Source organism: Glutamicibacter sp. AOP12-B1-11 (assembly GCF_052379245.1).
Lineage (GTDB): Bacteria > Actinomycetota > Actinomycetes > Actinomycetales > Micrococcaceae > Glutamicibacter.
On record NZ_JBQSYL010000001.1, the window covers coordinates 1 to 25275 of the forward strand.

27 protein-coding genes and 1 tRNA gene are annotated in these 25275 nt (G+C 62.4%); 11 read left to right on the forward strand and 17 right to left on the reverse strand.

Annotation, left to right across the window (positions count from 1 at the left end):
* The 4 genes from ACT3UQ_RS00005 to ACT3UQ_RS00020 all read right to left on the reverse strand — a co-directional run.
* Positions 1–370, reverse strand: a 370-nt coding sequence (locus tag ACT3UQ_RS00005; RefSeq protein WP_444636291.1) for an iron chaperone, incomplete at its 3' end; no start/stop codon positions are given.
* 9 nt (positions 371–379) lie between these two features.
* Positions 380–787: a VOC family protein gene (locus tag ACT3UQ_RS00010; RefSeq protein WP_105553656.1), complete on the reverse strand. Its 408-nt coding sequence runs from the start codon at positions 785–787 to the stop codon at positions 380–382.
* Between the two features lie 47 nt (positions 788–834).
* Positions 835–1224, reverse strand: a complete 390-nt coding sequence (locus tag ACT3UQ_RS00015) for a helix-turn-helix domain-containing protein (protein ID WP_105553655.1) — start codon at positions 1222–1224, stop codon at positions 835–837.
* The gene (locus tag ACT3UQ_RS00020; protein WP_181150533.1) at positions 1225–2424 is read right to left on the reverse strand and encodes an MFS transporter; all 1200 of its coding nucleotides are present in this window, start codon (positions 2422–2424) and stop codon (positions 1225–1227) included.
* A gap of 115 nt (positions 2425–2539) precedes the next feature.
* Between ACT3UQ_RS00020 and ACT3UQ_RS00025 the strand changes: the two genes are divergently transcribed.
* Positions 2540–3046 carry an amino-acid N-acetyltransferase gene (locus ACT3UQ_RS00025; protein ID WP_444636293.1) on the forward strand — a complete coding sequence of 169 codons (507 nt, stop codon included), beginning with the start codon at positions 2540–2542 and terminating at the stop codon, positions 3044–3046.
* Here the strand turns inward: ACT3UQ_RS00025 and ACT3UQ_RS00030 are convergent.
* The gene (locus ACT3UQ_RS00030) at positions 3043–3843 is read right to left on the reverse strand and encodes a DUF1206 domain-containing protein (RefSeq protein WP_444636294.1); all 801 of its coding nucleotides are present in this window, start codon (positions 3841–3843) and stop codon (positions 3043–3045) included. The two genes, ACT3UQ_RS00025 and ACT3UQ_RS00030, sit on opposite strands and share 4 nt — an antisense overlap.
* A 53-nt stretch (positions 3844–3896) precedes the next feature.
* The gene (locus ACT3UQ_RS00035; RefSeq protein ID WP_105553652.1) at positions 3897–4805 is read right to left on the reverse strand and encodes an A/G-specific adenine glycosylase; all 909 of its coding nucleotides are present in this window, start codon (positions 4803–4805) and stop codon (positions 3897–3899) included.
* Between the two features lie 86 nt (positions 4806–4891).
* Between ACT3UQ_RS00035 and ACT3UQ_RS00040 the strand changes: the two genes are divergently transcribed.
* Positions 4892–5494, forward strand: a complete 603-nt coding sequence (locus ACT3UQ_RS00040; RefSeq protein WP_444636295.1) for a hypothetical protein — start codon at positions 4892–4894, stop codon at positions 5492–5494.
* Here the strand turns inward: ACT3UQ_RS00040 and disA are convergent.
* The 3 genes from disA to ACT3UQ_RS00055 are packed head-to-tail and all read right to left on the reverse strand — an operon-like array spanning position 5491 to position 9153.
* A complete protein-coding gene (gene disA / locus ACT3UQ_RS00045; RefSeq protein ID WP_105553650.1) occupies positions 5491–6564 on the reverse strand; it encodes a DNA integrity scanning diadenylate cyclase DisA in 1074 nt (357 codons plus the stop codon). The two genes, ACT3UQ_RS00040 and disA, sit on opposite strands and share 4 nt — an antisense overlap.
* 33 nt (positions 6565–6597) lie before the next feature.
* Positions 6598–7992: a DNA repair protein RadA gene (radA, locus tag ACT3UQ_RS00050; RefSeq protein WP_096285969.1), complete on the reverse strand. Its 1395-nt coding sequence runs from the start codon at positions 7990–7992 to the stop codon at positions 6598–6600.
* A gap of 30 nt (positions 7993–8022) precedes the next feature.
* Positions 8023–9153, reverse strand: coding sequence for an FUSC family protein (locus tag ACT3UQ_RS00055; RefSeq protein ID WP_096285967.1), 1131 nt, complete (start codon positions 9151–9153; stop codon positions 8023–8025).
* A gap of 216 nt (positions 9154–9369) precedes the next feature.
* Between ACT3UQ_RS00055 and pstS the strand changes: the two genes are divergently transcribed.
* The 8 genes from pstS (at position 9370) to ACT3UQ_RS00095 (ending at position 17621) form a co-directional block, all read left to right on the forward strand.
* Positions 9370–10485, forward strand: a complete 1116-nt coding sequence (gene pstS / locus ACT3UQ_RS00060) for a phosphate ABC transporter substrate-binding protein PstS (RefSeq protein WP_096285965.1) — start codon at positions 9370–9372, stop codon at positions 10483–10485.
* 105 nt (positions 10486–10590) lie between these two features.
* Entirely contained in the window at positions 10591–11526 is a 936-nt protein-coding gene (gene pstC / locus ACT3UQ_RS00065; protein WP_096285963.1) for a phosphate ABC transporter permease subunit PstC, read from the forward strand.
* Positions 11526–12659 carry a phosphate ABC transporter permease PstA gene (pstA, locus tag ACT3UQ_RS00070; protein WP_374954792.1) on the forward strand — a complete coding sequence of 378 codons (1134 nt, stop codon included), beginning with the start codon at positions 11526–11528 and terminating at the stop codon, positions 12657–12659. The genes pstC and pstA overlap by 1 nt, the downstream gene beginning before the upstream one ends.
* 48 nt (positions 12660–12707) lie before the next feature.
* On the forward strand, positions 12708–13487 hold the full coding sequence (pstB, locus tag ACT3UQ_RS00075; protein ID WP_096285961.1) for a phosphate ABC transporter ATP-binding protein PstB: 780 nt from the start codon (positions 12708–12710) through the stop codon (positions 13485–13487).
* Positions 13488–13698: 211 nt separating this feature from the next.
* On the forward strand, positions 13699–14163 hold the full coding sequence (locus ACT3UQ_RS00080) for a hypothetical protein (RefSeq protein WP_444636296.1): 465 nt from the start codon (positions 13699–13701) through the stop codon (positions 14161–14163).
* A complete protein-coding gene (locus ACT3UQ_RS00085; RefSeq protein ID WP_444636297.1) occupies positions 14163–14360 on the forward strand; it encodes a helix-turn-helix transcriptional regulator in 198 nt (65 codons plus the stop codon). The genes ACT3UQ_RS00080 and ACT3UQ_RS00085 overlap by 1 nt, the downstream gene beginning before the upstream one ends.
* 88 nt (positions 14361–14448) lie before the next feature.
* Positions 14449–15282: a formate dehydrogenase accessory sulfurtransferase FdhD gene (gene fdhD, locus ACT3UQ_RS00090; protein WP_444636298.1), complete on the forward strand. Its 834-nt coding sequence runs from the start codon at positions 14449–14451 to the stop codon at positions 15280–15282.
* Between the two features lie 17 nt (positions 15283–15299).
* Complete coding sequence (locus tag ACT3UQ_RS00095) at positions 15300–17621, forward strand: FdhF/YdeP family oxidoreductase (protein WP_105553646.1); 2322 nt, start codon at positions 15300–15302, stop codon at positions 17619–17621.
* Here ACT3UQ_RS00095 and ACT3UQ_RS00100 read toward each other — a convergent pair.
* From ACT3UQ_RS00100 to ACT3UQ_RS00115, 4 genes are all read right to left on the reverse strand, one after another.
* A complete protein-coding gene (locus ACT3UQ_RS00100; RefSeq protein WP_105553645.1) occupies positions 17618–18637 on the reverse strand; it encodes an inorganic phosphate transporter in 1020 nt (339 codons plus the stop codon). The two genes, ACT3UQ_RS00095 and ACT3UQ_RS00100, sit on opposite strands and share 4 nt — an antisense overlap.
* Before the next feature lie 7 nt (positions 18638–18644).
* The gene (locus ACT3UQ_RS00105) at positions 18645–19259 is read right to left on the reverse strand and encodes a hypothetical protein (RefSeq protein ID WP_105553644.1); all 615 of its coding nucleotides are present in this window, start codon (positions 19257–19259) and stop codon (positions 18645–18647) included.
* Positions 19260–19501: 242 nt separating this feature from the next.
* Entirely contained in the window at positions 19502–20710 is a 1209-nt protein-coding gene (locus ACT3UQ_RS00110; RefSeq protein ID WP_258133586.1) for an MFS transporter, read from the reverse strand.
* 61 nt (positions 20711–20771) lie between these two features.
* Entirely contained in the window at positions 20772–21437 is a 666-nt protein-coding gene (locus ACT3UQ_RS00115; protein WP_105553643.1) for a hypothetical protein, read from the reverse strand.
* A gap of 336 nt (positions 21438–21773) precedes the next feature.
* Here ACT3UQ_RS00115 and ACT3UQ_RS00120 point away from each other — a divergent pair.
* Positions 21774–21846 (forward strand) — tRNA-Lys (locus ACT3UQ_RS00120).
* 87 nt (positions 21847–21933) lie between these two features.
* Here the strand turns inward: ACT3UQ_RS00120 and ACT3UQ_RS00125 are convergent.
* The 4 genes from ACT3UQ_RS00125 to ACT3UQ_RS00140 form a co-directional block, all read right to left on the reverse strand.
* The gene (locus tag ACT3UQ_RS00125) at positions 21934–22431 is read right to left on the reverse strand and encodes a hypothetical protein (RefSeq protein ID WP_105553642.1); all 498 of its coding nucleotides are present in this window, start codon (positions 22429–22431) and stop codon (positions 21934–21936) included.
* A 112-nt stretch (positions 22432–22543) separates the two neighbouring features.
* Positions 22544–23134 (reverse strand): dienelactone hydrolase family protein, encoded by a 591-nt coding sequence (locus ACT3UQ_RS00130; RefSeq protein ID WP_105649782.1) that lies wholly within the window; start codon positions 23132–23134, stop codon positions 22544–22546.
* Positions 23135–23207: 73 nt separating this feature from the next.
* Positions 23208–23459, reverse strand: coding sequence for a hypothetical protein (locus ACT3UQ_RS00135; protein ID WP_105569833.1), 252 nt, complete (start codon positions 23457–23459; stop codon positions 23208–23210).
* A 72-nt stretch (positions 23460–23531) separates the two neighbouring features.
* Positions 23532–25139 (reverse strand): ABC-F family ATP-binding cassette domain-containing protein, encoded by a 1608-nt coding sequence (locus ACT3UQ_RS00140; protein WP_105649783.1) that lies wholly within the window; start codon positions 25137–25139, stop codon positions 23532–23534.
* Positions 25140–25275 lie beyond the last annotated feature (136 nt).

A 25275-nucleotide genomic window follows, 5' to 3' on the forward strand; every position in this document is an offset into this window, starting at 1 on the left:
AGGTGGGCCACAGCGTTCCCTCATCGAGCATCGCCACATCGTTGAATCCGAAGGTCAGGTAGCGGGCCTCGAACTTCTTCGCATCCTGGATGAAGCACAGCACCTTGCCATCGAGCGCGTAGGCGGGCATGCCATACCAGAGCTTTGGCTCCAGTTGCGGCGCGGTGGCGGTGATGAGTTCGTGCAGGCGCTGGGCCAGTTCCTTGTCCGTACCCTCGAAGGAGTCGATCTTCGCTTCAAGATCCTTGCGCGCCTGCTCCTGCTTCTCGGCCTTGGTCATGCGCTTCTTCGGAGCCTTTACCTCGGCCGCGCGTTCCTTGATTGCGGCCTTCTCGGCGGCGCTGAATCCCGACTGGTCTGTATCCGGCATGCTTTTCTCCTAGGAAACCTGGTTGATGCGAACCATATTGCCCGAGGGATCGCGGAAGGCGCAATCGCGTGGCCCCCACGGCTGGTCCACGGGCTCTTGCAATACCTCCGCACCGCTGGCGCTCAGCGATTCGAAGAGCGAATCCACGTCGGGAACCGAAAGCACCAAACCGCCCAGCGCACCCTTGGCGATAAGCTCCCCGAGGGCAGCGGCGTCTTCTGCGGAGCGCCCCGCGCCCGGAGCGGAAAGCACCAAGTTCAGCCCGGGCTGACCCGATACTGCGAGGGATACCCATCGGAACCCACCGTGAGCCACATCGGAGGCGACCGCTAAACCGAGCGCGTCACGGTAGAAAACCAGCGCCTCATCAACGTCGAGAACCGTCACGGGAACATACTGCACACTAATATTTGTCATGATTTCAGCCTAGCGGCGGGATTTCTGCCCGGCTTCTTCAAAACTGCTCAGAATCGCGGCGGACGCAGCAGGATCTTGGCGATGCAGGCGGGAATCTCTTCCGTCGCCGAATGCTCGCGCTCGCGGTAGGCCGAAGGGGACTGCCCGACCACCTCGGTGAACCGGCTGCTGAAAGAACCCAGCGAGCTCCAGCCGACCTGCATGCAGGCATCCGTCACCGACACCCCGGCGCGCAGCAGGTGCATGGCCCGCTCGATACGCCGGGTCAGCAGGTAGGAATACGGTGTTTCGCCATAGGCGCGCTTGAACTCGCGGGAGAAATGAGCGGGGGACATCAGCGCACGAGCGGCCATGGCCGGCACGTCCAGGGGGTCGGCATACCTGCGGTCCATCAGGTCGCGGGCCCGGCGCAGGTGGGCGAGTGTCTGCAAATCCATTTAGGCACGCTTTCGGAAGACCAGATACAGCCCCAAGAGCACGCAGCACAGGTAAATTCCGATGACCGCAACCCACCCGGCGGTGAAGCCGCCAGGGGAGGAGATCAGCGCGCCCATCAGCAACGGGCCAAAGGTGAATCCGGCGAATTGGCCGGCCGAGACGATGCCGGTGGCACTGCCCAGGGAAGCCGCGGGAACTGCGCGCAGCAATGCCGCCATCAGCACCACCGAGACGCCCAGCGCCGCCGCACCGTGCAGGATCACCGCCAGCCACAGCAACCAGGCCGAGTGCTGAACCTGCGCTTGCCAAAATGTCAGTCCTCCGGTGGTAGCCAGCAGCGCCAGGGTGAGCAGCAGTTTCGGCGCGGAGACCCCGCGTCCCATCAGCGCGCCCCAGCCGATGCGGGCGCTGACCCCGAAGGCGCCGGCCACCGCGGCGGTCAGTCCGCCCAGCAGCAGTGAAAAGTCCAACTCGCGCACCGCGAAGAGCGGAAGGTACACGTTCGTCGCCTGCACCCCCAAGCCGTTGACGAAGCCGAAGACGGTCAGCGTGACGACGATGAAACGGGTGGACGGGCCGGTAGCGGCTGCCGAGTTCTCCCGCTTGACGCTCGGGGCGGCCGGCAGCATGGCGGTGGCGTTGAGCAGCTTCACCGCGAGCACACCGAGCACCCCTGCCAGCACCGCGCCGGCCAGCGAGGCGCCGCGCCAACCCACCCAGGCTGCCAACAGCGGGAACCCCAAGCTGCCTACCAGCTGGCTGACCTGCACCCCGGATTGCTTGACCCCGGTCCAGGTGATGCGCTGGGCACCGGGCACGCGTTGGACCAGCACCCGGTTGGTGACCCCATTCGGGAATGACTGGGCGAATCCGGCGAGCATCGCGGCGATCAGCAATACCGCGTATCCGCCGGGAAGCGCAACGAGCGCCAGCGCGGCCGCGGCCAGGCCGAAGATGATGATGAACAGGGTGGTGTCTTTTTGCCGGTCCGCGAAGGAGCTGAAGGCGGCGTTGCCGACAGCCGCGCAGCCGAAGCATACGGTAGCCAGCAAACCGAACTGCGCCTCGCTGATGTGCAGGTCGCGGATGACAAGGTCACTGGTCGCGCTCAACCCGTAGGTGAACAGCGGTGCAATGCCCACCGCTGCGAGGAGTACCAGCAGCAGGCCGGCTCCGGGTTTGGCCATATGCCGTTGCATGATGCTCCCTGATTTGTGCTTGTCCGTCCTTAGTGTTGCATATTGCCTAGCTGATGTGTCACAAAAAAGACGTGAACGCTTGGGTGGCGTTGATCGCGCGAATAGTATTTGGCAGGTGAATACTTTTACCGTCCGTTCAGCCCGTACCAGCGATGTCGCCAAAATCAGGGATCTTGTCCGGCCCTTGGCGGTGGACCGGATTCTGCTGGATAAGGAGTCGGTGACCTATTACGAGTCAATCCAGGAGTTCGTGATCGCCGAAGACGCAGGCGGGGAGGTAGCCGGCTGCGGCGGCCTGCACGTGATCTGGGAGGATATCGCCGAGATCCGCACCCTCGCCACCGACGCCCGGTACCGCGGGCAGGGGGTGGGGCATGCGCTCATCGAGGAATTGCTGCGCCGGGCCAAGGCCGTCGGAGTTTCCCGGGTCTTCTGCCTGACCTTCGAGGTGGCCTTCTTCGAACGCCACGGGTTCACCGTCATGGAGGACCAGTCGGCGGTAGACCATGAGGTGTATCAGGAACTCTTGCACTCACGGGATGAAGGCGTCGCGGAATTCCTGGATCTGGCCCGCGTGAAGCCCAATACGCTGGGCAACACTCGAATGATCTTGGCCTTCTAGTCCATCGAGTCGAAGCGCGCGCGGAAGAACAAGTAGATGGCGTAGGCCAGCAATCCGACGCCGATAGCCGCGAGTACCGGTGGCCCGAAGCTTTGCTCGCCGATCGCCTTCAACGCCCCGTCCACCCCGGTGGCCTCGTCGGGGTCCTGCTGGATCGTTGAGCTGATGAACAGCAAGCCGAGGGCCGCGAGCACCAGGGCCTTGGCCACATAACCGATGGTTCCGCTGAGCTTGATGGCGGGGGAGAACTTTGTTCCGCCCGAGGCCGAGAGGTCGGCTAGGAACCTTCGGGTCACACCCTTGTAGGCGTAGTAGCCCGCCATGGCGATCAGCGCCAAGCCCAAGAGGATCAGCGCGATCCGCCCGAGCGGATGGCCCATCAGTTCGGCGCTGAAGCTGCTTGCCGTCTGCCCGGAGTCGCTCCTGCCGCCGAGCGCGTAGCGGCCGAAGGTGGCGCCGACCACGATGAAAACCAGGCCCGTGGCCACATATTTGAGCCGGTCAAAAAGCTTCTCCTGCTCGAAAAAAGCCTGCCCGAGATGCCAGAATCCCAGCAGCGCGGCCCCGGCGGCGCAGACCCACAGCAGCACCTCGCCGAAGGGTTGCGCGGCAAGCGCCTGCAGTGCACCGCTCTGGTCGGCTTCCGCCGAACCGCCGGTTGCCAGGAGGACCGCGAGCAGGCCCAAGACCCCATGCAGCAGGCCGTTCGCGGCGTAGCCCAAGCGCGCGGCACGCTCAAACCAGGGGTGATCGGCCGCCATGCGGGCGGCGTGAACTGCGTCGGCTGAACCTTTCATAGGCACAGCATAAGTTGGCAGGAGGCCGAATGCGAGACACGGCGCGCACCGGGTCAGCTTGGCAGGCGCACCCCGGCTGCATCGTCAATCGCCAGCCCGTCGCGCAGCAGCCCGGCCAACGCGCGTTCACGCTGCTCGAGCGGTGCCTCGAGTTTCCCTAGCGCAACGAACTTTGCGTGCTCCTGGCGCGCGAGGTCGGCGAGGAAAGTCTCGCGCCGCACTGGTTCTTCGTGTTCGCGCAGGACCGCCATGATCGCCCCGCGCACCTGCCGGTCGGTGCCCTTCCAGGCTTGCCCCTTGGGCACATAGTGCGGGGCCGGCTGCCCTGCCTTGATCCACGCGCAGTGCTCGAAAACCGGGCAAGCCTCGCATTGCGGGGAGCGGGCGGTGCAGATCAGCGCGCCGAGTTCCATCACCGAGATGTTCCAGCGGTTCGCGGTTTCGGTGTCTTCGGGCTGCACCTGGCGGGCGCGGGCGAACTCGCTGGCCCGCGGGTTCGGTTCGGGCAAGGCCATCGCGCCGAAGAGCCGGGCGTGCACCCGGCGGATGTTCGTGTCCACCACCACGGTGCGCTGCCCGTAGGCGAAGCAGGCGATCGCCGCGGCGGTGTACTCGCCCACGCCCGGCAGGGCACGCAACCGCTCTTCGGTTTCGGGGACGACGCCGTTGTATTCGGTGGTAATTTCGATGGCCGCCGCATGCAAGCGCATGGCGCGGCGCGGGTAGCCTAGGCGCCCCCACGCTTTGAGCGCCTCGGAGAGCGGTTCGGCGGCAAGGTCTTGGGGCCGCGGCCAGCGGCGCATCCACTCTTCCCAGACGGGCTGCACCCGTACCACGGGGGTTTGCTGCAGCATGAATTCACTGACCATAACGGCCCATCCGGTGACCCCGGGGCGTCGCCAAGGAAGGTCGCGGGCGTTGGCGGAGTACCAGTCATTGATCTGGCGGTGGATTTCTTGCACGTACTCCACTCTAAGCGAGCGGATTCACGGTGCGGAATCGGCCTGCATTACCGCGCTGTGGGCCAGCGATGAACTAGCCTTAAGCTATGAGCAATGCATCGGGGGCAAAATCGGCGGCGAGCGTATATCGCCGTCGGCGCATTGCCGTGGTCGCGATCGCACTGGCTATTGTCGGTTTGCTGGTGTGGGGCACCGTTGCGCTGGCCGGAATCCTCGGTGCCAGCCCGGCAGGAGCTGGCGATCCGCAAGCCGCGCCGACCAACTCGGCAAGCCCCAGCGAATCAGCCGAACCGAGCTCGGACGGAAAATGCACGGTGGAAGAGATCGAAATCACCGCGCAGACGGATGCCGGTTCCTACGCCACCGACAAGCAGCCTGTGCTCATCCTCGGGATCGAGAATACCTCCAAGCGTGAGTGCGAGCTGAACGTGGGCACCACGCAGCAGGAATTTTTGATTACCAGCGGCAACGATCGGATCTTCTCCACGGTCGATTGCCTCACCGACGGCGAAGACGTACAGCTCATGATGAAGCCGGGGCAGAAAGAATCTGCGCGCTTCTCCTGGGCCCGGCAGCGTTCGGCCCCGGGCTGCAAGTCGGTCAACGTGCAGCCCCGACCTGGAACCTACAAGTTCACCGCGGCCTTGGGCGAAAACAACTCGGAGCCCGTCACCTTCCAACTGGACTAAATGTAGCGGTCCAGCAGCGAGGATTCGGCCATGCGGGCCAGCCCCTCGCGGATCGAGCGTGCACGCTGTTCGCCAACCCCTTCGATTTCCATCAAGGACGTGGTCGAAGCGGCCATGAGATGCTGCAGGTTGTCGAAGGCGGCCACCAAGCGCTCGCCGATAGCCTTGGGTACCGTGCGGATTTGCGAGAGCAGCCGGTAGCCCTTCGGGGTGAGCTGGTCATCTTGGCTCACCGTCGCGTGCGGGAACAGGATCTTGGTCAGCGCCTCCAGCTCGATCAACTGCGAATCGGAAATCTCATGCAGCTTTTCAAGCGCCGCATCGATATCCAGCTCCGCGCCCTCGGCGTTGGAGTAATCACGCAGGATCAGTTGGTTGTCGGTCTGGATCCCGGCGAGCAGCTCGGCATGCTGAGCTGCCAGCAAGCGGCCATCCACACCGAGTTCGAGCACGTGGCGGGAGATCTCTTCGCTGGTGCGCCGCAGCATCTCGGTGCGCTGCAACACCGCAAGCACCTCGCGCACCGTGGCAACGTCCTCGATTTCGGCTGCCGACAGGGCGCTGGTCACCTGATCCAGGCGGTGCCGATAGCGTTCCAGGGTGGCCACCGCCTGATTGCCACGAGCCAGCAGCCGCCCGCTGGTTTCCAGCACGTAGCGCTCGCCGGCGGCATAGAGGGTGATGGTGTGCATCGACTGGGACACCGAAATCACCGGGAAACCTGTCTGCATCGCCACCCGCTCGGCCGTACGGTGCCTGGTGCCCGACTCCTGGGTTTCGATCACCGCGTCCGGCATCAGCTGCACGCCGGCTTGCAGCAGCTGCTTGCCGGTTGCGTCAAGAATGATCGCCCCGTCCATTTTCGCCAGTTCGCGGATCCGGGTCGGGGCGTATTCGGTATTGATGCGGAAACCGCCGGAGCAGATGGACTCGACCACCCGGTCGTGGCCGAGGACTATCAGCGCTCCGGTGCGTCCGCGCTGGATGCGTTCGAGACCTTCGGCAAGTTCGGTTCCCGGGGCGATGCGGGCCAGGGTGGAGAGCAATGCGGGGGTGGGGTGCAGTTTCACCGTGCGTCCTTTCAGCGGGCAGCAACCCCCATTTTATCGCGTGGAGTTCTGCCTTTGGGTAAAGGCGACATCCAGGGCCTCGGCGATCGACTCGACCTGGAAGACGCGGATGCCTGCCGGAATGTTTTTCAGCGGCTCGGGGGTGGCCGGAGCCATGGCGAAGGAGAACCCCAAGCGGGCCGCCTCGGTGATGCGGCGGGAGATCTCCGGAACCTGGCGGACCTCACCGGCCAGGCCCACCTCGCCGAAGGCGACGAAGTCCTGCGGGAGCGGGAATTCGTTCATCGAGGAAGCGATCGCCAGGGCGCAGGAGAGATCGGCAGCCGGTTCGGAGATTTTCACTCCGCCGACGGTGGCGATATAGGAATCCATGGAGGACAGATCCATGCGGGCACGCGCTTGGAGGACCGCGAGCACCATCTGCGCACGGGCCGGATCCAGGCCGCTGGTCGCGCGGCGCGGGGCCGGTGCGGTAGAGCGCGAAAGCAGCGTCTGCACCTCGGCGACCAGCGGGCGCCGGCCCTCCAAGGTCACCGTGATGCAGGTGCCGGGCACCGGATTGCGGGTTCGCGTGACGAAGAGTTTCGACGGGTCGGTCAGCGATTGGATGCCATCTTCATTCAAGTCGAAGCAGCCCACCTCGTCGGTGGCGCCGTAGCGGTTTTTCAGCGCGCGCAGGATGCGCAGCCGGGAATGCTTCTCCCCGTCGAATTGACAGACCACGTCCACCAGGTGCTCGAGCAGGCGGGGGCCGGCTACCGAGCCTTCCTTGGTCACATGCCCGACCATGATGGTGGTCATCGCGCGGGTCTTTGCCGCGTTGATGATGGAGGCGGCAACCTCACGCACCTGCGAAACGCCGCCGGCGGAACCATCGATCTCGGCCGAGGAGAAGGTCTGTACCGAGTCCAAAACCAGCAGCTGCGGGTCGATCTCGCGGATCTGCCCGAGGGCCAAGGACAGGTCCGTTTCGGCCGCCAGGTAGAGATTGTCCGCGATGGCGTTGATGCGCTCGGCGCGGGATTTCACCTGCGCCGCGGATTCTTCGCCGGTTAGATAGAGCACGCGAAGCCCGGTCTGGGCGGCCTTCGCCGCGACGTCGAGGAGCAGCGTGGATTTGCCCACTCCGGGCTCGCCGGCGAGCAGGATCGCCGCGGCGGGCACCAAGCCGCCGCCAAGCACCCGGTCCAGTTCGGAGACGCCGCTGCTGCGGAAAGCCGCCGCGGAACCGTCTATTTCCGAGATGGGCTGGGCAAGGTTCGCGACCTTCGCCGCCGGGGCGGTGCGAGCGGTTACCGCACCGACTTCCTCCACCGAACCCCAGGCCTGGCATTCGCCGCAACGGCCGACCCATTTGATCGTCGTCCAGCCGCATTCGGCGCATTTATAGCTTGCTGAAGACTTGCTGCGTGTCGAGGTCTTGGCCATGTACCAATGCTATCGAGGCCGGCGGACAATTCAGCTCAGGCGGGGCAGCGGCCCGACAGCTTCTTGGTGATCGCGGCCGGCGGCCTGCAGGAGGTCGACGACCAGCGGACGCAGGAGCAGCACCAGCCCTTCGCCTTGGAGCCCCTCGACGCCCAGCTCCCGCGGGTCAAGCTGGGCTGCCACGGCTTCGAGCTGGTGGCGTGCGGCCTTCTCGAATTTTCGCTGCCCCGCCACGGTGGGTTCGCGCACCGAATGGGCCATGGTGTTGACCGCCTCGGACACATCGCGCAGCAGCGGTGCCACATTCTGCGCCCCCTCGGCGGTCAGCGCGCCGTTGCTGAGCACCGAGGCTAGGCGGCGGGCGAAGACGCGGCTATTGCGCGCGGCACGGTCGTAGTGCTCCAGCCGCAAGGCGAGCCGGGCAAGTTCGTGCCGGTGCCTGCGTGCCGTGGGGGACAGGGTGGCGATTTCCTTGGCCACGCGGAAGGCCGACGGTAGCTTTTCGACGTGGCGTTGCGTGGCGCGCGCCTTGATCAGGGCGTGGAAGGCCGAGCGGTGATCGTCGTCCCGCACCGCCCAGGAGCATTCGATCATCGCCTCGGAAAGTTCCTTGAGCAGATCCGACAGGGCGCCGATCGGGGTGCGCCGCGGATCGCTGGGCCATAGCACGATGATCAGCAGCGCCAGCACGGAACCGGTCATGGCGTCGAACGATCTGGCGAAGGGCCCGTCCGCGCTGATCGGCAGCAATACCACCAGGGCGGATTGCATGCCCAGCTGGGTGGAGAAGATCGCTCCCGAATCCAGGTAGCGGGCAACGACCAAGGACAGCGACATGACCGCCGCGGCCTGCCAGATGCCCTGCCCCCACCAGTGCATGAGCCCATCGCCCAGCGCCACGCCGAGCGTGCAGCCCAGGGCCACCTCGGCGGTGCGCCGGGTGGTGGTGGCGGCCCCGAAGCCCAGCGAGATCAGCGCGCTGGTGGCGGCGAAGATGGGATCCGTGTGCCCCCAGATCGCCGAGGCTATCCAGAACGCGCCGATTGCCCCCAGGGTCATGCGCAGGATGCGCGGCAGGGAATTGCGCGCGCGCACCAGCCCGGAACGGTTGCGTTGGGCCAGGAACTTGCTCACGCGTTGCGGAATTCGTGCTTGTGGCATGTGACTAGTGTTCCATGAGCCGCCGTGACGTGGAGCACTGGCAACGAGGTTATTGCGGCAGTGAGCGAGCTCACGGTGCGTTCGAAAGGTTGTTAACCTTTTGTTCACCTTCGCCGGGTCAGCTGGTTACCTCGGGCGTTTAACGTCGTATACGAAGCGTGGCAGATGTCCGCTGCTGGTCCTACTTAGATCATCGACAAATGGGGAGTTATACTCGTGAAGCTCAATCGTTTTGGCAGCGCAGCTGCAGTCCTTTCCGTCGCCGCGCTCGCGCTGACCGCCTGCGGATCCGACAACCCGACCGCAGCCGCTGGCTCCGAAGGTGCAGACAGCTCGGCGGCAGCCGGCGTCACCGGCACGCTGACCGGCATCGGCGCCTCCAGCCAGAACTCGGCCATGGAAGCCTGGATCACCGGCTTCAAGGCCGAGAACGCGGAAGCCAACGTGCAGTACTCGCCGGATGGCTCCGGCGCGGGCCGCGAAGCATTCCTCGCAGGCGGCGCGCAGTTCGCCGGCTCGGATGCCTACCTGAAGGCCGATGAAGCAGACAAGGCCAAGGAAGTTTGCGGTCCCGAGGGCGCATTCAACATCCCTGCCTACGTCTCCCCGATCGCGATTGCCTTCAACCTCGAGGGCGTCGAAGAGATCAACATGGATTCGGCAACCATCGCCAAGGTGTTCAAGAAGGAAATCACCAAGTGGAATGATGAGGCTATCGCCAGCCAGAACCCAGAAGTTGAACTTCCGGACACCGCCATCACCGTGGTCCACCGCAACGACGAATCCGGCACCACCGAGAACTTCGTCGAGTACCTCTCCGCCGCTGCCGGCGATGTCTGGGACTACGACGTTTCCGGTGACTGGCCAAGCGACATCCAGTCGGAGAACGCCAAGGGCACCTCCGGCGTGGTTTCGACCACCACCTCCACCGATGGTGCCATCACCTACGCCGATTTCTCCGCGGTAGGCAACCTGTCCACCGTAAACGTGAAGGTCGGCGAGGAATACACCAAGATCTCGGCCGAGGCGGCAGCCAAGGCGCTGGAGACCGCGACCCCAGTCGAAGGCGCAGCCGAGATCGATCTGGCGCTGGACCTGGAACGCGACACCACCGAAGCCGGCACCTACCCAATCGTGCTGCTTTCGTACCACATCTTCTGCACCACCTACGAAGATCAGGCTACAGTTGACCTGGTAAAGGCCTTTGGCAACTACGTGATCTCGGAAGACGGCCAGAAGACCGCTCAGGACTCGGCGGGCAACGCACCAATCTCGGCGGCAATCGCCGAGAAGGCCGCGAAGTCGTTGGACGCAATCACCGTCGCCAAGTAGTAACAACGCAGCACCGCGTGGGCGGATCGAAGTGATTCGCCCACGCAACCCCCTCCACCCCACGACCTCGCAGTCGTAACCCCCTCCCTTGTAAAGGCTCCTGCCATGACTACCAATGCTTTGAAAAGCAAGTCATCGACCTCGGGTCAAGCGGGCGACAAGATCTTCTCCGGAACGGCATTAGCCGCCGGGGTGCTGATCCTAGTCACGCTGTTCGCCGTTGCGATCTTCTTGCTCATTCAGGCCCTGCCGACGTTTGTCGCCGATCCGGCCGACATTTCCGGCGGGGAAGGCTTCTTCGCCTACATCTGGCCGATTGTTATCGGCACCGTGATCGCCTCGGCGATCGCAATTCTCATCGCCACTCCCGTCGGTATCGGAGTGGCCCTGTTCATCTCGCACTTCGCCCCGCGTAAGGTCGCCGGCCCGCTGGGCTACGTCATCGACCTGCTGGCCGCGATCCCTTCGGTGATCTACGGCGCCTGGGGTTATATGGTGCTCGCCCCGGCACTTGTTCCGGCCTTCGAATGGCTGGCAGCGAATCTGGGCTTCATCCCGATTTTCGCCGGTCCTGCCTCGCAGACCGGTAAGACCATGCTCACCGCAGGCATCGTGCTGGCGGTCATGGTATTGCCGATCATCACCTCGCTGAGCCGCGAAATCTTCTTGCAGACCCCGAAGCTCCACGAGGAGGCGGCCCTGGCTTTGGGCGCCACCCGCTGGGAAATGATCACCACCGCGGTGATCCCCTTCGCCCGTCCGGGAATCATCTCCGCGGTCATGCTGGGCCTGGGGCGCGCGCTGGGTGAAACCATGGCGGTAGCCCTGGTGCTCTCCACCGGCAACCTGATCCCATCGCTGATCAAGACCGGCAACCAGACGATCGCGGCAGAAATCGCGTTGAACTTCCCCGAGGCTTTCGGGTTGCGTCTGGCCGAGTTGATCGCCGCCGGCCTGGTCCTGTTCATGATCACCCTGATCGTGAACATGATCGCCCGTGGCATCATCGCCCGGCACAAGGAATTCTCGGGAGCTAACTGATGAGTGTCATGACTGCCAACACCCAAGCGGCCCAGCCGACCCCGCCGAGCCGCAAGCGCAATTCGCTTTCCAAGGGAAAGCTGCCCCGCTGGGCTGTGCCCGCCACCGCGGCCGGCGCGATCATTGTCGGCGCCGCGTTCTCCACGCTGACCGGCTTCAGCGTGGCAACCTTCGCGATCTACTCGGCGGTGCTCTTCGTGATCGCCGGTACCGTGCTCACCTCGGTGGTCGAGGGCAGGCGCCAGGGCCGCAACGCCATGTGGACCTACCTGATCTACGGGGCCTTCCTGCTGGCGCTGATCCCGCTGGCCTCGGTGCTCTACACGGTTCTGGAAAAGGGATTGCCGGGGATGAACTCGCACTTCCTGTTCAGCTCCATGAACGGGGTCACCGGTGCGGTGGACAACCAGAGCGTAGCGGACGGCGCACCGGTCATCGGCGGCGCCTACCACGCACTGCTGGGCACGCTGATGATCACCTTGTGGGCTACCTTGATCTCGGTGCCGGTGGGCATGCTCACCGCGGTATACCTCGTCGAATACGGGAAGAACGGAGTGCTGGCCAAGGCCATTACCTTCTTCGTTGACGTGATGACCGGCATTCCGTCCATCGTGGCCGGCCTGTTCGCCGCCGCGTTCTTCGGACTGCTCCTGGGCCCCAACGCCCGCATGGGCATCGTCGCGGCGGTAGCGCTCAGCGTGCTGATGATCCCCACGGTGGTACGCTCCACCGAGGAAATGCTTAAGATCGTTCCGAACGAGTTGCGCGAGGCGTCCTACGCGCTGGGTGTGCGCCGCTGGCGCACCATCTTGAAGGTAGTCATCCCGACCGCGATCTCCGGTATCGCCTCCGGCGTCACCCTGGCTATTGCCCGCGTGATTGGCGAGACCGCACCGATCCTGGTGACCGCAGGCATTGCCAGCAGCATCAATACGAACGTCTTCGCAAACTGGATGTCCACGCTGCCGACCTTCATCTACTACCAGATCCTGACTCCGACCAGCCCGACGAATATCGACCCTTCGGTGCAGCGCGCCTGGGCCGCTGCCCTGCTGCTGATCCTGATGGTGATGGCGCTGAACCTCGGTGCCCGATTGATCGCCTCGCTGTTCGCCCCGAAGAAGGGCCGTTGAGCCGCTAGGCTCCGGCACTCACCCCACTAGATTTTCAAGGAATACATCATGGCAAAACGTATCGACGTCAAAGATCTGAACGTCTACTACTCCAAGTTCCTCGCTGTTGAAGATATCTCGATCAACATCGAGCCAAAGTCCGTCACCGCGTTCATCGGCCCCTCGGGCTGCGGCAAGTCGACCTTCCTGCGCACGCTGAACCGCATGCATGAAGTCATCCCCGGCGGCCGCGTCGAGGGCGAGGTGCTGCTCGACGGCGACGACCTCTACGGCCCAGGCGTTGACCCGGTGACCGTGCGCAGCCAGATCGGCATGGTCTTCCAGCGTCCGAATCCGTTCCCCACCATGTCCATCAAGGACAATGTGCTGGCCGGAGTGAAGCTGAACGGCAAGAAGATCTCCCGCTCGGATGCGGACTCGCTGGTGGAGAAGTCCTTGCGCGGCGCGAACCTGTGGAACGAAGTCAAGGATCGTTTGGACAAGCCAGGCTCCGGGCTCTCCGGTGGCCAGCAGCAGCGACTGTGCATCGCGCGCACCATCGCGGTGAAGCCCGACGTGATCTTGATGGATGAGCCTTGCTCGGCGCTGGACCCGATCTCCACGCTGGCCATCGAGGACCTGATCAACGAGCTGAAGAGCGAATTCACCGTGGTGATCGTGACCCACAATATGCAGCAGGCCGCGCGCGTTTCGGATCGGACCGCGTTCTTCAACATCGCGGGCACCGGCAAGCCGGGCAAGCTCATCGAGTACAACGAAACCGCTGCCATCTTCTCCAACCCGGAGCAGAAGGCCACCGAGGATTACGTCTCCGGACGCTTCGGCTAAAGATTTCGTCTCCTGCCCCTATTGCGACGGGGCGGCAGACGGACCGGAAGGGGGGTCTTCCGGGGATCCTGGAGGGGATCACCGCCAGCGGCGCCATGCGAAAGCAAGGCGCCGCTGGTTTTTAAGCAATGATGTAAAGGTCGCTTGACTGTAAAGTAAGCTTGTCTGTAAAGTGAGATTTACGTGCTAAGGGATTGAACCAGGAGTTGAGATGAACACAAAAACCGTGGCCCAGTCCAAGTGGGGGCGATCGCGCTTCGGCGGCGGCTCGGCGGCGCTGATCATCACCAGCCTGCTGGTGGGGCTCGTGCTCTCCGCCGGCGGGGGACTGCTCTTCGCCAGGCTGAACTTCCCGGAAAATTTCGTATTGGCGGCCCTGGTCATGATGGCCGGCCTGCTGCCGGTACTTTCGGTAGCCTGCTGGGCGCTGCTGCTGGACCGAGATACCTTGCGCGGGGCCACTAAAAATCCCGAGATATCGGTGGAATCCCAGTGGTACGACAAGGCTGCAGTCGGGGTCTTCCAAGACCTTCTGCTCGTCTGCGGCCTGGGTGGCGCGGTGTTTTCCTTCCTGCAGTTCCAGGCGTCGATCGGACTGGTGCTAGCCGGCGTCGTGATGGTGGCCATGGTTGACTTCGCGGTGCGCTACTGGCTGATCAAGCGAGCTGAAGGGTAGTGGAAAACACCTTGCCCGCACGCCGCTTGGAGCGTGGTTTCTCCCAGCAGGCGCTCGCCGACGAGCTCGGAGTCTCCAGGCAAACGATCATTTCGCTGGAGAAGGGCCGCTATGACCCCTCTCTGCCGCTGGCGTTTAAACTCGCCGAAGTTTTCGGCTGCCGGATCGAAGACCTCTTCCGGCCGGAAGCCAAGTAATAAATGAAGTCACGATGGTGCGCCGGAAGCAGATTTTAGGTTACGTTTGTATGTGACTCAGGGCACTTGCAAGAAAAGAGATACCGCAATGGGACGCAAGATCCTGCGACGGCGCATTATCCGCGCCACGCTGGGCGGTAGCAGCTTCGTCCGCGAGGAAAAGCTTGCCGGTGAAGAGCCATTGGAGATCCGCTTCGGATCCACCGCATTCACCACTTCGATGCGCACGCCAGGGGACGACTTCGACTTGGTCGCCGGCGTCCTGCACGCCGAGGGAATTATTGCGCGCTCCGAGCAGCTGACCGCCATGCGCTACTGCATGGGCACCGATGATGAGGGCAACCAAACCTATAACGTCATCGAGGCCCAATTGGGTTTCGGCGCCCAGCCGCCTGACCCGTCCGCGGCCCGCAACGTGGTGACCAGCTCGGCCTGCGGCATCTGCGGAACCAACTCCATCGACGAGGTCCGCAAGAAATCCAGCTATGAGCTCGATCCCGAAGCCGGGCGGCTGGAGCTCGCGGTGCTGTTGGCAATGCCGGACACCCTGCGCGACTCCCAGAAGCTCTTCAGCTCCACCGGCGGGGTCCACGCCGCGGGGCTTTTCAGCACCACCGGTGAGCTGCTCATCCTGCGCGAAGACGTGGGGCGGCACAACGCGGTGGACAAGGTCATCGGCGCGGCGCTGCGTGATAACCGCCTGCCGCTGAGCCATACAATTCTGCAGGTTTCCGGACGCGCGTCATTCGAATTGGTTCAGAAAGCCGCCATGGCGGGAATCCCGGTGCTCAGCGCCGTCAGCGCACCTTCTTCGCTAGCCGTAGAGCTGGCAGATGAATGTGGCGTAACGCTGGCCGGATTCTCCCGTGGGAACAGCATCAACTTATACACTCATGCCCAACGCATTTTAGGCACTCAGTAGCTCAGTGGAGGAATACCATGCATCTCCCAGCCCCCAAAGATGACATCAATGAAGATGATCTCAAGGTCGGTGACCCCAAGCGCAGCGCCGCCGGCCTCAAGGCCGTCGCCGTTTCCTTGCAACGCGGCTTCGCCGAAGCAGGGGTAAGCCGCACCCTGCTTTCCATGGCGCGCATCAACCAGCGCGGTGGATTCGACTGCCCGGGCTGCGCCTGGCCCGAATCGATTACCGGGGCACGCAAGCCGGCAGAATTCTGCGAGAACGGTGCCAAGGCCATCGCCGAGGAGGCCAGCGCCCGCACCGTCACCCCGGAGTGGTGGGAGCAGCACCCGATCAGCGTATTGCGCGAAAAAACAGAATACTGGCTTGGCTCGCAGGGGCGCATCAGCGCACCGATGATCATCCGTGCCGGAGATACCCACTACAAGCCGATTAGCTGGGCCGAAGCCTTCAGCACCATCGGTGAGCACGTCAACGCCAGCACCCCGGAGAAATGCGTCTTCTACACCTCGGGGCGCACGGCAAACGAGACGGCGTTCATGTACCAGCTGCTCGCCCGTTCGCTGGGCACCAACAACCTGCCCGACTGCTCGAACATGTGCCATGAGTCCTCGGGCTCGGCCATGAATCCGACCATCGGCATCGGCAAGGGCACCGTCTCGCTGGAAGACTTCGACCACGCCGAACTGATCTTCGTGGTCGGCCAGAACCCGGGAACCAACCACCCGCGGATGCTCTCGGCGCTCGCCGACGCACGCAAGCGCGGTGCCAAGATCGTTGCGGTGAATCCGCTGCCCGAGGCCGGATTCTTTGGATTCAAAGACCCGCAGACCGTGGGCGGCATGCTCGGCAAGCCGAGCGAAATCAGCACGCACTTCCTGCAGATCAAGGTCGGTGGAGACCTGGCGCTCTTCCAGGCCTTCGGGCATCTCTTGCTTGCCGAGGAGGAGAAGAATCCGGGATCCGTGGTGGACCAGAAGTTCGTCGCCGAAGTGACCGACGGGTTCGAAGCCTACAAGAGCGCCCGCGCAGAACTGGATTGGGAAGCCACCGAAGAGGCCACCGGCCTGACCCGTGCGCAGATCACCGAGATCGCCGAACTGCTCATTGCTTCCAAGGCCTCCATCTTCTGCTGGGCGCTGGGCTTGACCCAGCAGCCGCACTCGGTGCCGACGCTGAAGGAAATCATCAACCTGCTGCTGCTGCAAGGCAACTTCGGCAAGCCGGGCGCCGGAGCATGCCCGGTACGCGGCCACTCGAATGTGCAGGGCGACCGCACCATGGGGATCTGGGAGAAGCCCACAGAAGAGCTCCTGGAGGCGCTGGATGCCGAATTCGGCATCGACTCCCCACGCGCCCATGGCTACGACTCCACGGAGGCGTTGGACGCCTTTGAGCAGGACGAGGTGGACGTGTTCGTCTCCATGGGCGGCAACTTCGCCCTGGCGAACTCGGAAACCGAGTTGCTCGAAGCGGGCATGCAGCGTGCCAAGCTCACGGTGCACATCTCCACCAAGCCAAACCGATCCCACGTGGTGCACGGGCAGACCTCGCTGATCCTGCCGACGCTGGGGCGCACGGACAAGGACGATAAGCACCCAAAGGGTGCGCAGTTCCTCTCCGTGGAAGACTCGATGTCGGTGATCCATTCGACCCAGGGCCGGCTCACCCCGGTCTCCGAGCACCTGCTGTCCGAACCGGTGATCGTGGCTCGCATGGCCCAAGCCATCCTGGGAGATGACCACGTCGTGAACTGGCGGGCCATGGCCGAGGACTATGACGTGATCCGTGATCATATCGCTCGGGTGCTGCCCGGGTTCGAGGACTTCAACCGACGGGTGCGCGAACGGAACGGGTTCGTGCTGCCCAACGCGCCACGCGATTCGCGCTCCTTCGCCACCGACATCGGCAAGGGGCGGTTCACGGTCTCGCCTTTCGAGGCGCTCAAGGCGCCGGAAGGCCACCTGATCTTGCAGACCATGCGCAGCCATGATCAGTACAACACCACGTTCTACGGACTGGATGACCGGTACCGTGGCATCAAGGACGGGCGTCGAGTAATCCTCATTCACCCGGAGGACCTGACCGAGATGGGGTTCAAGGACCGCGAATTGGTCGATGTGATCTCAACCTTCGCCGGCACCGAACGCCGGGCGAACAGGTTCCGTCTGGTGTCCTACCCGACGGCAAAGGGGTGTGCCGCAGCATACTTCCCGGAGGCCAACGCGTTGGTGCACCGCGGACTAGTCGCCCGCGAGTCCAACACTCCTGGCTTCAAGGCGATGAGCGTACGCTTCGTGCCGCATACCGAGCAGCCCGGCCCGACCTTGGATAGCTAGCCCACCGGGTCCATGGCAAGGGCCAGGATCGCCCCGGCAAGTATGCAGATTGCCGGGGTGGCGATCCAGTGCCCGTAGACCTTCACGACCCGGTACCAGACGACCGACTCGAAGGCCTGGTTCGCGCCGGCGCCGACAATTGAGCTGGTGACCGCCTGGGTGGTGGACAGCGGCAGGTGCAGCAGCATCGAGCCGACGTAGAGCATGGTTGCGGCAACGCCTTGGGCGACCATGCCACGCAGCGGATCAAAATTCACCAGCCGGCGCGAGAGCGTATAGGTGATCCGCCAGCCGCCGAGGAGCACCCCGAAAGACAGCGCCGAAGCGGCGATCAGCTGAATGGCCAAGGCCACCGGCCCCGGATCCATATGTCCGCCGGTGATGAGCACCAGGGTGATCGTTGCCGCGGTACGCTGTCCGTCCTGCAGCCCGAGGCCCAGCGCCACGGCGCAAGCCGCGATAGCCTGGCCCGCTCGAGAGCGGGTATTGACGTCTCTGGAAGTATCGTGGCGCATCAGCCAGGTTGCGGGGACCACCAGCAAGAAGGACGCGGCGTACGCGATGAGCGGGGTGACCAGCAGGGGGAGCAGCACGGAGCGGGTAAAAAGTTCCACCGCGCCGCCCAGCGACTCGTTGCCCAGCCAGGAGTTCGCCGCACCGGCACCGACCAACGCGGAGATTAACGCGTGCGTAGAGGAGACCGGTATGCCACGCCACCAGCAAAACAGCAGCCAGGCCCCGGCGGCCAAGAGCGCGGCGATCAACAACTTCATCCCGACGGTGTCTTCGGGCAGCTGCATATTCAGCCGGCTGATCAGCACCGTACTGAAGGTGGTGGTCGCCATGGTGCCGATGAAAGCGAACAAGGCGGCGGCACCGACGGCGATGCCCGGGCTCAGCGCGCGGGTGCGTACGGCCGCTGCGACGGCGGTCGAGGAGTCCCTGAATCCGTTGAGCACCGCATAACCCAGAGTTAATACGATGGCGATGGTGGTGAATAAGGGGAGCAAATCCATGGGTTTTCTAGGATTCCTTGACCAGTACGCGGCCGAGGTGATCGGAGAACTGGCGCAGGGTGTTCGCGGCGAGCAGCAAGTGATCGGCTACACGCTGATGCTTGTGAATTGTGGAGGCTTTGGAAAAGTTGGAGATTTCATCAATCCAAACCAGGTGAGTACGTGCCGCACGCTTTGAGTACTGCATCATCTGCAGCCAGTTGTCTTCCAGATCATCAAGCTTATTCAAGCTTCGTACGGAATTCGAGGCGAGCTCGGCTAGCTGAGAGATCAGTTCCAGCTGCTCGGCCGCTCGGTCCGAGAGCGGTGTGGAACCCAAGGTATTGATCAGTTCGCCAATGCCGCGGAGCTGCTCCATGGTTTCGTGCAGCAGCCGCGAAAACATGTACATGTCTTCGCGCGGTAGCGGACTGATGTAACTGGTACGCAGGTGGGTGAGCAACGCGTGCAAGAGATCCGAGGCTTGGGCTTCCGCCGTGGCAAGCTCCTTGAGCTGCTCGGAACGCCCATCGGGATTGCCGATCATTTCGGAAACGCTGGCCACCGAATTGCGGATGGTGCTTGCCAAGTCGCTCAGCAATTCAATGCCGCGCGATGCTGAAGGAAAGATTTGGAACTTCACGTTGTTCGGCGCACCATTCGTCTCAGGTCACAGTTTTGGTACTAACGCTGAACAGTTTACGTCGCAAAGGTTAACTTCGAAACGTAAGTGATGCCGGACCGGGAACGCCTCTCGGCGGAAGGCCGCTCGAAGCGGCAGAATATTGGAGCCCGGGGTTACCAGCGGCCCGGCACCGTCTACTAGTTTTCTCGCACTAAGCGCTTGCTGTCAACCATAGAGAGAACCGGGTGCGCATTCTCACGTTAGTTACGCAGTGATTTCTCAATGCCGCTGAGGCACAGCAGGCCACAGCAGAACCAAATGGCCCCGGCCGGTCCCGCCCCGACCGCCACGGTGCTGGCGGCAACGGGCAGGAGCACCTGGCCCAAGCGATTGCCCATCAGGCGTACCGCGAGTGCTGCCCCGCGGTCCTGAGACGGCACGGAGGTGGACACCATGGTCATGGTCACCGGCTGCCCCATGCCGAGGAAGAATCCGCCGATAAGCAATGCCAATCCGGCGAGCCAGAGTGTATCGATGAACAGGGGTGCAATGGCGATGGTTATGCCCGCCGTATACAGGCTGGTGAGCAGCATTGACTTGCGGCTGAAGTGGCGTGAAATCCACGGAAGGAAGAGCCGCGAAACTACCGAGGCGCTACCTCGGATTGCCAGCAAGACACCCACGGCGGCCGGCGTCACGCCATGCTTTTCTGCGACCAAGGGGAGGAACGCGGTGAGGATGTCCAAGATTGACAGCAGCGTCAGCGAGGCGAGCATATGCGAGGGCATGCCTTTGACCCTGAGAATCGAAACCATCGAAGCCTGTGGCTTAGGCGAGGAGCTAGCCGCAACCTTCTTGATTCTCGGTTGCAGATTAGGCAGGAGCAACGGAATGGCAAGCAACGCGCAGGCGCCGCCGATCCACAACGATAAATTAATGTCGGCAATGCGTTCGGGGGAGTCGGCCACCGTGGAAGTGCCGAGGATGATTCCAGCGATCAGCGGTCCAAGGAACTGGCCGGCCGAGTACGCGGCGGTGAACCAGCCGAAGCCCTTATCCAGCTGGTCATCGGGAAAATAGCGGGCGATCGAGGACTGCCCGCCAATGGTGAACATCAAATGCCCCATGCCCAGTATCGCGCTGGCAACTGCCACCATGATGTATCCCTGAGCCGTGGCAATGCCCAATGAGCCCAAGCCCATCAAGCCGGCTCCGGCGAGCATGAGAAAACGAATCTTGGGGATCCGTGAACTGAATCGCCCCAGCCACACCGCGGTGACCATTGGCAACAGGGCGTAGGCTGCGGTGGCGAGCCCAACCGTGACTGGACCGGCATCCAGGGAAATGAGCTTGTACGTGGTGACCGGGCGAACGAGGTTCAGTGTGGTCTGCGAAAGAAGGGCGGTAGCGACGAGGATCAGTAGCCATCGCAGGGTTCCAGAAGCTGCATTATTGGCTTCCGCGCCCACTCTGCCTACCTTTTGTCGATATCAGTATCTCAAATCAATCCTAAGGGCTTATCGCCTGCGATCAGTCCAACGCGCCTAGCCGCCAGAGTCGGGCACAGGCTTCCAAGTCCTCTGCGGTGTTCGCCATCGATTTGGCTCGCGCAGTCAGTTTTGAACCGCGGGTTTCATGCGCAAGATCTGCTGCATCTGCATGCTCGGTCATTCCCAACGCGAGAACCCGGCAATAGGCGGCGGTGCGTTCCAGCGCGTGGGCGAAGTCCCCATCGAAGGCTCCGGAAAGTATGGAGGTTGCCATGTTTTTAAGTTCTTCCGCCGTCGGCGGTTCGGCAACACCGGCCACCAGGCGTTCCACCTCGGCACGGTGGGATCCTGCACGGAAACGTGCAGACATGGTTTCAGCGTTGTTCATGGTTGCCGCGCGGATGGCATAGAGGCGCCACAAGGCTCCCGGCAGGGACCTTGCAGGGGCTTCGGACCAGAGTTCGGCAAGAACCTCCAGGCCTTCTGTTTCGGCGACTTGAATTAGCCTTTGCGAAACCTCAGGGTCCTCGTTCGCGATACCGCGGCGAATGAAGGCCTGCGCCGATAGATGGGCTGCTTCCGAGATGCGCGCCGGGTCGGCGCCGCCTTCATAGGGGTCGAAATCTATGGGAGCGAAGGGCCGTGGCTTGTGATGTCTGAACCCTGAGACTTGGCCAACTTTGGATCCTGCGCGTGCACCTTTCATGGCTTCGAGACTACTCCTTTTTGGTGGACGGTGCCCCATCGGCCTTGGTGTGAAACGACGCATACGAATAGACCGACTATTCGCGGAAGGCGCAGGAAATTTCTGCGAGAGAGGGTGCTCGCGGCGAGGCGGATTGCCCGCGAGAACTAAGCTGAATTGCATACTTCGCTGGCATTAATGAGAGCCTGCAACTATCTGCAACTATCTGCAACTATCTGCAATGGCGCGTTCCAGAACGGCCGCTCAATGGCCATGGACCCCTTGCAACGCGAGGAAAATTGACTCGATTAAGGATGAATCGCTACTTCGGGTATTATGGATTTTGGCTTCGGCCGTGCGCCTTTAGCTCAGTTGGTAGAGCACTGGACTTTTAATCCATTGGTCGCGGGTTCGACCCCCGCAGGGCGCACAACATAGGAATCGGGTCCCACTTGCTAAGGCGAGCGGGACCCGATTCTTTTTCATGATGACGCCAGCCCTGGGTTGGCAGGAGTCTTTACCAGCTCTCTATCTGCGGGAATTCTCGAATGAGGCGGAAGGGATTGTCGTAGAAGGCGATTCCGTGGGCACGCCTTCCGCCGCGCATGGCGGGAAAGATTTCGTAATAGTCATATTCCGAAACGACGAGCACCGTGGGTTGGTCAATAGATGATTCGTCCCAATCATTCGGAATGGTTGGCGTGTAGATCCACACCTCGCTTTCCAAGTCGCTGAGATTATTAGTGACAGATTTCCAGCCTCGCCGGCTGGCGAGGATCTCACCTGGTTCGGCATGAAGGATTCGAGAGAGCGCCTCTTCCGTATCCGGGGCGATCCTCTGCATCTGGCTTAATGCTGCACGGACCTCGTCGTAACCATCAGCTTCACACAGATCATTGACGGCAACGGTGAAGCGATTTTGGCGATGCGTTGCGCGTTCCTTGACTTCACAGCGTTCGCGTTGACGGCGCCGCTCGCGGTGCGTGTGCTGTTGGCGTTTCTTGCTGACGGCCATGGGATGCTCCTGGAAGCTGAGTGGAAAGTTGCCGGTCCGCTTAGCCTAGGAGCAGCTTCAGAAGTCTTGGGTTACTTCAGAAGATCTGTGGATATCTGGGGTCTAGTTGTCATCAGACCCATGGTGCCAAGAATCCGAGGACACGTTCCATGACCAAGGACCGTGCCTTCGGATCGCAGGAACTAAGCGAGCTATCGGTGAAGAGGTGTTGATTTCCCGCATAGGTGTAGAGCTCAGCGATGCCGTTACCGGGACCCGCAACGAAATCTTGTGCCGCACCCAGATCGCCTTCCAATGCGAAGAATGGGTCTGCATCCTTGCCGTGGATCTGGGCCTTCACCGACTCCGGCCATGGCCCGAAACCCCAATCGGCATCCAGATCTACGAAGGATTCCAGGAGAACGGCAGCCAAGGCTCCGGGGCGTTGCTGGGCGTATCGCTGCGCCATTGAGGCTCCCCATGAGGTGCCGACATACACCAATTTTGGAGGTAGCGAATCCAGCAGCGCGGAGACCTGTTGGTTGATCTCTGCTTCACTAATTGAGTTCGCTAATTGCAGCCCGGCCTCCACGGATTCTGGCTGGGCGCCGCCATAGAGATCGAGGGTATGTACCTTGTGGCCAGCAGTTTCCAGTTCTTCGGCCATGGCTCGTACACCAGGGGTGAGGCCTTGGACGTGGTGAAATAAGACGATCTCGGCCATCGGGGCTCCCAGCAGAGACGGGTGATTACCCCACCGAGCCTATGACCCTAGATGCTTCGGGTCAATGAGTCACTTAGCGTTCGTCAACCAGATTCTCGATGCGTTGCGGTAGGTGCTCGATAGCCGAATCCCAGCCAGGCATCTGACTGTTGATCTCTACGCTGTAGCCCTCGGTCAGCATGAACTCGGCACAAGTGAGGGTCTCATGGCCGGAGCCGGTTTCGTAAATGAATGCTCGTCGGATGTCGTTCCAGAGCAGAGTTGCAGACTGATCGATGACCAGGCCGGTGGTGACTACTTCGACGGTGCGCTGGGGGTAGGACATTTTCAACTTGCTTTCGGGGTCCTCGGCGGTGTGCTTTGATCAAGTGTAAACCGGCAACACGCCGCAGAGGGGCTACCGAACCGGCGTGGGATAGGACTTAGTCATGGTTCCTTCCGCAGACAGCTCCAACTGGTAGTCCAAATTCAGCTTGTCCAAGAAATGCTGGTCGTGGCTGACCACCAATAAGGCGCCGCGGTAGAGAGCCAGCGCCTCGCAGAGTTGGCGCACGCTCTCGAGATCCAGATTATTTGTCGGCTCATCGAGAATGAGCAGTTGCACGGGAGGTTCGGACAGCAGCAGCGAGGCCAGATAAACGCGAAAACGTTCTCCGCCGGAAAGCGCGGACAGCGGACGGTCAACGCTCGCTCCGCGGAGCAACAGGCGTGCGAGCATATTCCGCACCTGCCCGGGCGCGGCCGATGGGGCGACCTCGCCTATGTTTTCGACGGCGCTACGATCTTCGTCAAGTCCAACTAGCAATTGCGGGAGATAGCCAACCCGCTCCAGATAGAGCCTTCCAGACGGTCCGGCGCCAGCGTCATCCCCGAAGAGCAGCTGCCGCAACAACGTGGTCTTACCTGACCCGTTGGGGCCGATGAGCGCCACGCGTTCGGGGCCTTGGATAATGTGTTTACCTGCGGCCGAACTCAGCTGGGCAACCTGTTTGCTGGCAGGCAGTTTCGGATCCGGTAATTCCAGATTGATGTGCTCTACCTGTCGGACTCGTTCTTCGGCCCGATCGAGTTTGGTCTGCGCGCTGTCAACCTTGCCGTCGAGGTTTGAACGCATCTTGCCAGCGTTGGCTTCGGACTTCTGGCGTAGATGATTGGCCAGAATCTTGGGGATGCCGCCTCCCAGCTGCTCGGCCCGCCCCTTGCGTTTGGCGCGGGCGAGTTTGGTTTCGGCTTCGACGCGTTGGCGTTTTTCCACCTTTAGGGAAGCACTAGCCGTTTTTGCTGCCTGTTCGGCGGCATGCTGCTCGGTCTCCAACTGCTCGCGGTAGGCGCTGTAGGGTCCGCCGAAAACTCTGAGTTTTCCTGCGTACAGCTCCACTGTATGATCCATGAGCTCAAGCATCTCGATGTCGTGGCTGACCACGATCAACGTACCCTTCCAGGAGCGCACGAGCCCGTACAGCAATTCTCGGGTTGGTGCGTCGAGGTTGTTCGTTGGTTCGTCAAGCAGCGTGATGGGCAATGCGGCTAGCCGCAGGCCGAGCACCGCAAGCAGCATCGCTTCGCCGCCCGATAGGGTGCCGACCTGGCGATCCAGATCCAGTGTTCCGAGTCCCAAGGGGCTCAGTTCAGCCTCCAGCCGGGCCTCCAAGTCCCAATTATCTCCCACCGCATCAAAATCTTCGGGATCTACGCTTCCGGCTTCGATGGCTTTCAGCGCGCGATAGGTTCTATCGATCCCAAGCAGTTCGGTCACGGTGGTGTCCCGATGCAAGGTAAGTGTCTGCGGCAGGTAGGCGAGCTCTTCCGCGGCCTCCACCCTGCCCTCGCTAGGGCTTAGTTGCCCGGCGATGAGCTTCAAAAGAGTTGATTTGCCGCTGCCGTTCGCGCCGGTAAGCCCCGTGCGTCCTGAAGGAAAAGTGCCTTCCAGGTTAGTCAGGGCGCGCTCGCCGGTAGGCCAACTGAAGCTGAGGTTGTGCAGTGTGATCGGCGGAGTCAAAGGCATAAGTGGCTCTCCCACGGATGTGAAGAGGCTGCCGAGCTTAGGGATCTCGAAGCTGGCTCAACTATTTAAAGGAGCCATAAAAAAGGGATACCGAAGCCGGTAGCCAAAATGAACGGATTGCACCGGAAATAGGGTG